The sequence below is a fragment of the Candidatus Culexarchaeum yellowstonense genome (assembly GCF_024707025.1).
Lineage (GTDB): Archaea > Thermoproteota > Methanomethylicia > Culexarchaeales > Culexarchaeaceae > Culexarchaeum.
Genome location: NZ_JANGFQ010000080.1, coordinates 1 through 6,857, shown reverse-complemented (window position 1 = coordinate 6,857; position 6,857 = coordinate 1). Strand labels below are relative to the sequence as shown.

The following is a 6,857-nucleotide window of genomic DNA, read 5'->3' as shown; positions in this document are numbered from 1 at the left end:
CCTTCAGCCATTCATATGCCTTCTCAACGTTTTCAGGGTATAGTTTGCTTATCAATATGTAGTTTAACCCCGATATTGGTCTTATTGGACCTGTAACTTCTATCCAAATGTAGTTTGGTCTCTCGGCAATCTTCCCTATGACTATGTCTCTCCCCTTGTTGAATGCATATTTGAATATTACGTATTCAATTTCCTCCCACATCCTCTCCAAAATCTCCTCATTTATCTCGCTCATGCCAACCTCCCTACCACATTTTACGCATTTAGTCAATTTCACTTATTCCCTACTATTGGGGTTTGCATTGGACATTTACCGTTTGGCTTTAGCTTCAATACGCAGTATCTTTTAACCCAACTAAGCCTTCCACGGTATGGTGCACTGTATATGCAGTTCATACATTGATTTTCAGGGTTCCTAGCATGTTCAAGAAGTATCTTCTTGACGGTTTCGATGTCTCCACATACATCCCTTACATCCCTCCTATTCCAAAATCTTTCTGCAACCTTATTTAATCCATCTTCATTTATTCCCATATATTTCACCAATAAACGTATGCGGTAAACATATATTTAAACATTTTCAAATATGATTTACAGTAAAAGTTTGGAACTCAAAACATAATTGAAAATTCAATTCAAACCTAGACTAACATGTGCAAAATCAATATGACATGTAACATGAGTTTTTAGCAAAAGAATAAAGAAGTATTTACGAAAAAGTATTGATACGTCACCAATCTTCAAGTATAAGTTTCACTCCTCTAACCCTCTTAAAACATTTGAACCTAGCCACCTTAACTCTTCCTGCAATGTTTACCTTTACATCCGTATCCTCATTTAATTCGGCATTATTGTCCAGGTCCTCCATAAGTGGATATAGCACTATGATGTCATGTTTCTCTGCAATTTCACATACCCTTGCAATCATGGATAATGGCAGCACGGTGATTATTATGTTGCAATTATATTTCAATGCCAAATCAACTATCTCCTCTGCATCAATGAAGAATGTCTTATTTGGGATGAATATTTCAACTCCACGATCTTGGAGGACCTGTAGCTGAGCCTTCAATGGTTTATGCTTACTACACCATAATGCCCTCATTTCCCAATCACCTTACCACAAGTTACACATCTACCATTCATAATATGCTCATGTCTACAGAATGCTTGTACTAGTAATGTGAATTTATCCTCGCTTTTCTCTACAACTTTATCTTCTTTTATGGCTTTACGTTCCTCCCTAATTTTAGGCTTCACTTCAAATGTCAATTTACTGTTCATTGTTGCCAGGAATACTGTTAACTCTACGTCTGGGTCCATGAACTCAATTTTTAATGGTGAATTTCCACTTAAATTTAGGGTTATGTAGTCGCATATCAATGGAAGGTTAAGTATATTTGTCAATTGTCTTCCATCATAATATGATTTCACTTCACTATTGCTTTTCGAATCAATATATATTACTTCATCGACATATGGTTTGAAATCTTTTGTGAAGGATCCATGATCACCATTCGAATATATTTGTAGCTCCTTACCATTTGCCTTCAACACTATCCTTTGATCGTATTCAACTGCCTGCTTCACTGCTTCATATAATGGCTTCGCTAGGACCTTAACCCTACATTCATAATCAAAGTTTGGCTCAGGAACTTCAACTAATTTTGGTTTGAGTAATGGTATTATATGCTTCTGCCCTTGAAACTTCACAACCATACTTCTACCATCACATTCCAATGTTACCGATTCATCTAATTCGCTACTCCTCCCAGGCATCTTTAACCCTCTTAAAGCTTTATATAGCATCTTCAAATCAGCTGCAAAGCATCCTTCTTTATCGACGTGGTAATCTATCATCAACCTCTCCATCATCTTCAATTTTAGTGTTGAGGTCCTCTCCACATTGATCGTGTTTAAAACCATGTTTTCATCTGAAACTCTGAATGTAGGCTCGGAATCGAATTTCAAAATGTATTTTACAATCTCCCTCAATATTACCCCATCGATCGTTAAGCGGAATGTTGCGTTATCCATAAACCTCCCCCATTAGAGGACCTAAACATAGGGTTATGTCCGCAGAAAAAATAAAAAAAAGAAAAAGTTTATGTTTGGATGTTTTGCTCTCTTTCCATTTTTTCCAATGCCTTCTCTAGGTAAACGTTCTTATATCTGACGATTTTCAGCGGGTAATGCGGAGACATTATCACAGCTGTACTTCTCTCTGGTATCCTTTCGATTTGATGATACCACTCTAACTTCCATCTTTTCGGAGTTGTTGTCTCATACTCTACTAACTTCAGTTCAAATCTCTTAACCTTTGTTGAAACGTAACTTCTGCCAACTTCTCTACCATTTTCATCTACTGTTATATACTCTTCCCAATCCAACACAATTTCAAGAACTGGGGGGTCGTATCTGTGCCAACGAACCCCTGCAGGTGCAAATGGTTGTAACCTGATTGCTCCAGCCCTTGTTCCTTCATAGCCAAATAGAACTCCATCACTAACCTTCTCTATGAACCAAACATTTTTACAGCAAGTTATGTATTCAGCCCTATTCTCTGTAATTTTTAATGTTGCAAGATCCCAATTGTCAAACTCCTTCGCTGTTCTGAATGCATCCAACATGTAATTGAAAAACTCATGGTTGGAGCATTTGAAGACTACACGCATTACATTCACCTCATAGATTTTTGAAGAACGATAGATACTTGCTTTCATCATATTCCAATACTAGTACAGTTTCTCCATAGAAGTTTCTAGTGATCTTTGCATGCTTTGCTGATGCAATGAGAAAGGCGATATCCGTCAATTCAGGTCTTACACCTTCAATATCTGGCCGTACTGTTGCAAGGGTACCACTTAAAAACGCTTTAACTTCTTCCCTAGTGTCAAACATGTACATGTCAATGTCCGCTGGCATAGTCTTTGGAACTATAACCGCATATGCCGACTTCCTTCCAGCTTCCCTACTTTCCATTATGACACCTCCCAATTAATTATTGTATGGGTTACATATAAAGTTTACTGTAAACAATTACAGTATAAGCTACAAAAAATAAAGAAAAATAATGAAAAAATAAAAAAAGTTTATTGTGTTGTTGTGGTTGATCGTTACGCTCTCAGCTCTTTTATCAACTCTTTTAGTTGATCTTCCCATCTCTTTACATGGTGTTCAATGTCTATTATGATGTCATATTTCAGCGGTACCGCTCCGACAACTTCGCATAGATATCTTATTGATTCCATAAGTTTCTCTAATGCTTCCAAATAGGTGGCAAACTTTAATCTCTCCATGTTCTCACCCTATTGCTTTAGCCATCTTTTCAGCTGCTTCGCTTACCTCACCATATTCCTTATTCATCTTCTCTAAAGTTTCAGCAACGATCTTTAGGAACTCCACAAGTCTACCGCTCTTCACTAAAGCCTTCAATGCTTCTCTTGAGATGTTTCCGGGTCCCTCAATATTCTCCCATTCGTCTTGTCCTGAAGGTCTAATCACTATCACTAAGTCATGTCTACGGAATGCCAGGTAATAGTCTAAATCGTATTTTTCATTATGATAGAACGGTATGGTATCAGTTATATCAATTGAAACGGGGCATCTGCTCTGCCTACTGAAGTAATAGAATATAGCCTCAACGCTATCCCTAAGCTTATCGCTATAATTACTTAGCTGCCTTTCCTTCTCCTCAATGTACTTAGCCAATTTAACCAATTCGGGTTCGGCTTCCGCCATTATATCACCCCGTCAGGGTTGCATAACCCCGTCGTGGGGGAGGATTAGGCTTCCGCCCAATCCTCAATATAATTTATGCTTACCATATATTTAAATTTTACGTTAAAAATTTACAGTAAACATATACATTAAATATAATATATAATGTATATATCAACAAAAAGAAAAGGAAAAAGGTTTTAGAGATTATCAAAACTCCACTTCTTTCTGCGACCTTGAGTTTGAGCTTCTTTATATGTTTCTGTAAAACATTTCCATCTTATCGTTACCTCTCTTCTCCTGTCTGGTGGTATTGGTCGGCCGCAGCAAGGACATACTTCAAGTAGCTCCAAGTCCACTTTTTTGTTTTCTGTTTTCCTTTCCATTTCGATCAATACTAGTTACGCTTAGCTTACACTTAAACTTTACTGTAAAAATATAATGTAAATATTCAACAAAAAGTAAATGGGATTGGGTTACGTTAAATATTAAATAAAAAAGAAATAGGTTTAAGGTTTATTTTGTTTGTGTTGTTTGTATTGTTGGGGCTATTTGGATTTCCAGGATCTTTTCTTCGCATACTTTCCTTAGATGTGCTATTTCGTCTTCCCTTCCTTCCCTTATCATTTTTCTTTCTTCATCGCTTAATTCCAATCCTTCACATCTATATCCCTTTAACGTCCATGTGTTTCCCACATCCAATATGTAGACATATTGAACATCGTTAATTCTACCTCTAGGTCTTATGTCGGGCTTTAGGTATGCAAATCTACGCTCATCTTCATCTAGCGATTCGATCCATTCCTTAGTCTTTTCCCATTCGAAAGCTATTAAGTAGGCTGCCACATCTTCGGGGTATGATAGCCAATGTACTTGTTCTTTAACCATCTGCCTAATCCACACTGCGAATTCTTTGAATAATGGAACCATGTATTTTGGGTAACCGTCCCAATGTTTCCAAAGCTCTATTACATCGCCTATTGATAAGTCCCTAATGTGTATTTCGCTCCTAGTCCCCATCTTCCCACCTCATCATTTTGCATAGCCCCATTTGGGGCAGCCCGTCGTGGGCTGGGGGTTTACTTTCCATATCAACCCCTCTAACAATAATATGTATATATTTACATATAAGCTTTACTGTAAAATAATACATTAAATATATAATGATAAAAGCAAACAAAAATGGAAAAAAAGGGGGAAGGTATGTTTATTGTTTTTCTCCTTTTATTACCTCTTTCACCACTTGCTCCACTATCTGTTCCTTCGTCATCTTTTCTATTTCCTTTATATCTCTAAGTTTATCGAGTGCTTTTATGTTAAACCATGAATCCATGTAGTTGACTGTAATTTTATGATTCCATATCTTTTCTGACATGTCAAGGTCATCTACATAATCTGATATGTTATGTAAAATTAAACTCATTGCTGCAGTCATTACATCGTTAAACTTTACTTGTCCATTGGCTAATTCCTCAGCCCAATATACCACTTCGTCTATGGTTATATCGAATTTCCTGGCAATAGCTAACACTTCGTTCAACCTATTTAAATCACTGTAACCACACTTAAGTAGTGACATTAAAAGCTCTTCCTTCCAACTTTCCATTTTCGATCGTATAAGAGTATACATTATTTACATATAAACTTTACTGTAAATAGTTACATTATATATTTAAAGTATAAACCTACATGGAAAATATTTAATGAATAAAAAAAATAAAATGGTTTGGTTTAATGGAATACTTTACCACAAGTTACGCATCTATTGTTAATTATGTGTTCGTGTCTACAGAATATTTGTACTAGTCTTGTAAACTCATCTATTTCCTCACTTTTCTGCTCATTTTCAGGTAACTTTAATATTGGTTTTCTCTTTGGTGGTTGATAATCCTCTTTTTGCTCTACATTTTCAGTTTTCTGCTCTATTGGTTGATTTTCCTTTTGTTCTACATTTGTTTCAGTTTCAACTTTTTGAGTTTCAATATTTTCTTTTTGCTCTTTTTGTTCCTCTATTTTTGTTTCAGTTTTGCTTTGCTCTATGGTTTGAGTTTCCTTATTCTCTATTGTTGTTTGATCCTCTTCGAATATATTGTTATCGTCTATGCGTGGGGCCAGCCAGGCGTTTAGTTGTATTTGGTTGTTTGTATTCCACTCTATCTTTATTGGTTGATCGTCTTTAAAGCTTATTGTTGCAATTTCATATATTGGTAAATTCAATATTTTCGATAATATTTCTGGATCGTATGCTGCCTTTACTTCCTCAGTTAAGCAATCCAATGTTATTATTCCATTTATTTCTGTGAATATCCTTTTGTATTCTCCGTTTTCACCTTTTGCTATTACTCTTAATTCGTTTCTATTTGCATATAGTCCTACGCAAATGTTTGTATATTCAGTTGATTGTTTTATTGCTTCGTAAAATTGTTTTGCATCTATCCTTATTTCACAATCAAAATCTATTTTAGGTGTATCATTGCATATCAAGTAATCATTTGGTTTCAATAGTGGTAAAGTGTGATTTTGTCCTTGGAAGTTTACTTTAAGGTTTTCTCCATCACTTTCCACTACTATTTCACCGTCCAGGTTGAGCTTTTTGGTTGGTTTCTTAAATGCTCTTAACAATTTGTTTAGTTTCTTTAAGTCAAAGCATATGTGGCCCTCTCTCTTAACTATAAGCTCATTTGTTTCAGTGTAAGGAATTATTAACTCTATGAGCATAACTCTACTTCTATCGAAATTTCTAAGCTCTAACCTATTTTCGTAAACCATGAATGTTGGTTCATCTATCACTTTTTCCACATATTTCATAAGCTCTTTAAATGTGGATCCATCAACAATCATTTTGAATATTGCAGTTTCGTTTTTCTTTTCACTTTCCATTTTCACATCACCCTCTTTTAATTGCATAGCTGCCACTGAAAAGTGGCAGCGGGCCGTCGTGGCCCGTAAGGGTGTTTTCACTTTCCATATAAACACCCTTAACTAATATAAGTTATGTATATATTTACATTTAAACTTTACGTTAAAACTTTACATTATATACCTTATAACTCTACATTATAACCGATCGTCTTTGAATAGTTAAACCTAGATTTATATGTTGAAAATGCTTAGTGTTAATGATAAAAAAATAATGG

12 protein-coding genes are annotated in these 6,857 nt (G+C 35.5%); all 12 read right to left on the bottom strand.

Annotated elements, in window-relative coordinates:
- On the bottom strand, positions 1-277 hold a 277-nt coding region (locus MRT15_RS08235), incomplete at its 3' end, for a hypothetical protein (protein WP_304329602.1).
- Entirely contained in the window at positions 274-534 is a 261-nt protein-coding gene (locus tag MRT15_RS08230; RefSeq protein WP_304329601.1) for a hypothetical protein, read from the bottom strand. The genes MRT15_RS08230 and MRT15_RS08235, both read right to left, overlap by 4 nt.
- A gap of 196 nt (positions 535-730) precedes the next feature.
- Positions 731-1,105 (bottom strand): hypothetical protein, encoded by a 375-nt coding sequence (locus MRT15_RS08225; protein ID WP_304329600.1) that lies wholly within the window; start codon positions 1,103-1,105, stop codon positions 731-733.
- Positions 1,102-2,037 (bottom strand): hypothetical protein, encoded by a 936-nt coding sequence (locus tag MRT15_RS08220; RefSeq protein WP_304329599.1) that lies wholly within the window; start codon positions 2,035-2,037, stop codon positions 1,102-1,104. Before MRT15_RS08220 ends, MRT15_RS08225 begins: the two co-directional genes overlap by 4 nt.
- Before the next feature lie 68 nt (positions 2,038-2,105).
- On the bottom strand, positions 2,106-2,675 hold the full coding sequence (locus tag MRT15_RS08215; RefSeq protein ID WP_304329598.1) for a hypothetical protein: 570 nt from the start codon (positions 2,673-2,675) through the stop codon (positions 2,106-2,108).
- 10 nt (positions 2,676-2,685) lie between these two features.
- Positions 2,686-2,982 (bottom strand): hypothetical protein, encoded by a 297-nt coding sequence (locus tag MRT15_RS08210; protein ID WP_304329597.1) that lies wholly within the window; start codon positions 2,980-2,982, stop codon positions 2,686-2,688.
- 134 nt (positions 2,983-3,116) lie between these two features.
- The gene (locus tag MRT15_RS08205) at positions 3,117-3,299 is read right to left on the bottom strand and encodes a hypothetical protein (RefSeq protein WP_304329596.1); all 183 of its coding nucleotides are present in this window, start codon (positions 3,297-3,299) and stop codon (positions 3,117-3,119) included.
- A gap of 4 nt (positions 3,300-3,303) precedes the next feature.
- Complete coding sequence (locus MRT15_RS08200) at positions 3,304-3,741, bottom strand: hypothetical protein (protein WP_304329595.1); 438 nt, start codon at positions 3,739-3,741, stop codon at positions 3,304-3,306.
- A 179-nt stretch (positions 3,742-3,920) separates the two neighbouring features.
- The gene (locus MRT15_RS08195) at positions 3,921-4,106 is read right to left on the bottom strand and encodes a hypothetical protein (protein ID WP_304329594.1); all 186 of its coding nucleotides are present in this window, start codon (positions 4,104-4,106) and stop codon (positions 3,921-3,923) included.
- A gap of 130 nt (positions 4,107-4,236) precedes the next feature.
- Positions 4,237-4,740, bottom strand: coding sequence for a hypothetical protein (locus MRT15_RS08190; RefSeq protein ID WP_304329593.1), 504 nt, complete (start codon positions 4,738-4,740; stop codon positions 4,237-4,239).
- A gap of 187 nt (positions 4,741-4,927) precedes the next feature.
- Positions 4,928-5,326: a hypothetical protein gene (locus tag MRT15_RS08185; protein WP_304329592.1), complete on the bottom strand. Its 399-nt coding sequence runs from the start codon at positions 5,324-5,326 to the stop codon at positions 4,928-4,930.
- 125 nt (positions 5,327-5,451) lie between these two features.
- The gene (locus tag MRT15_RS08180) at positions 5,452-6,600 is read right to left on the bottom strand and encodes a hypothetical protein (RefSeq protein WP_304329591.1); all 1,149 of its coding nucleotides are present in this window, start codon (positions 6,598-6,600) and stop codon (positions 5,452-5,454) included.
- Positions 6,601-6,857: the final 257 nt, after the last annotated feature.

Bases quoted from the DNA above. Each gene is read 5' to 3' on its own strand.
- MRT15_RS08230 (WP_304329601.1), bottom strand. From the start codon at position 534: ATGGGAATAAATGAAGATGGATTAAATAAGGTTGCAGAAAGATTTTGG.
- MRT15_RS08225 (WP_304329600.1), bottom strand. From the start codon at position 1,105: ATGAGGGCATTATGGTGTAGTAAGCATAAACCATTGAAGGCTCAGCTA.
- MRT15_RS08220 (WP_304329599.1), bottom strand. From the start codon at position 2,037: ATGGATAACGCAACATTCCGCTTAACGATCGATGGGGTAATATTGAGG.
- MRT15_RS08215 (WP_304329598.1), bottom strand. From the start codon at position 2,675: ATGCGTGTAGTCTTCAAATGCTCCAACCATGAGTTTTTCAATTACATG.
- MRT15_RS08210 (WP_304329597.1), bottom strand. From the start codon at position 2,982: ATGGAAAGTAGGGAAGCTGGAAGGAAGTCGGCATATGCGGTTATAGTT.
- MRT15_RS08205 (WP_304329596.1), bottom strand. From the start codon at position 3,299: ATGGAGAGATTAAAGTTTGCCACCTATTTGGAAGCATTAGAGAAACTT.
- MRT15_RS08200 (WP_304329595.1), bottom strand. From the start codon at position 3,741: ATGGCGGAAGCCGAACCCGAATTGGTTAAATTGGCTAAGTACATTGAG.
- MRT15_RS08195 (WP_304329594.1), bottom strand. From the start codon at position 4,106: ATGGAAAGGAAAACAGAAAACAAAAAAGTGGACTTGGAGCTACTTGAA.
- MRT15_RS08190 (WP_304329593.1), bottom strand. From the start codon at position 4,740: ATGGGGACTAGGAGCGAAATACACATTAGGGACTTATCAATAGGCGAT.
- MRT15_RS08185 (WP_304329592.1), bottom strand. From the start codon at position 5,326: ATGGAAAGTTGGAAGGAAGAGCTTTTAATGTCACTACTTAAGTGTGGT.
- MRT15_RS08180 (WP_304329591.1), bottom strand. From the start codon at position 6,600: ATGGAAAGTGAAAAGAAAAACGAAACTGCAATATTCAAAATGATTGTT.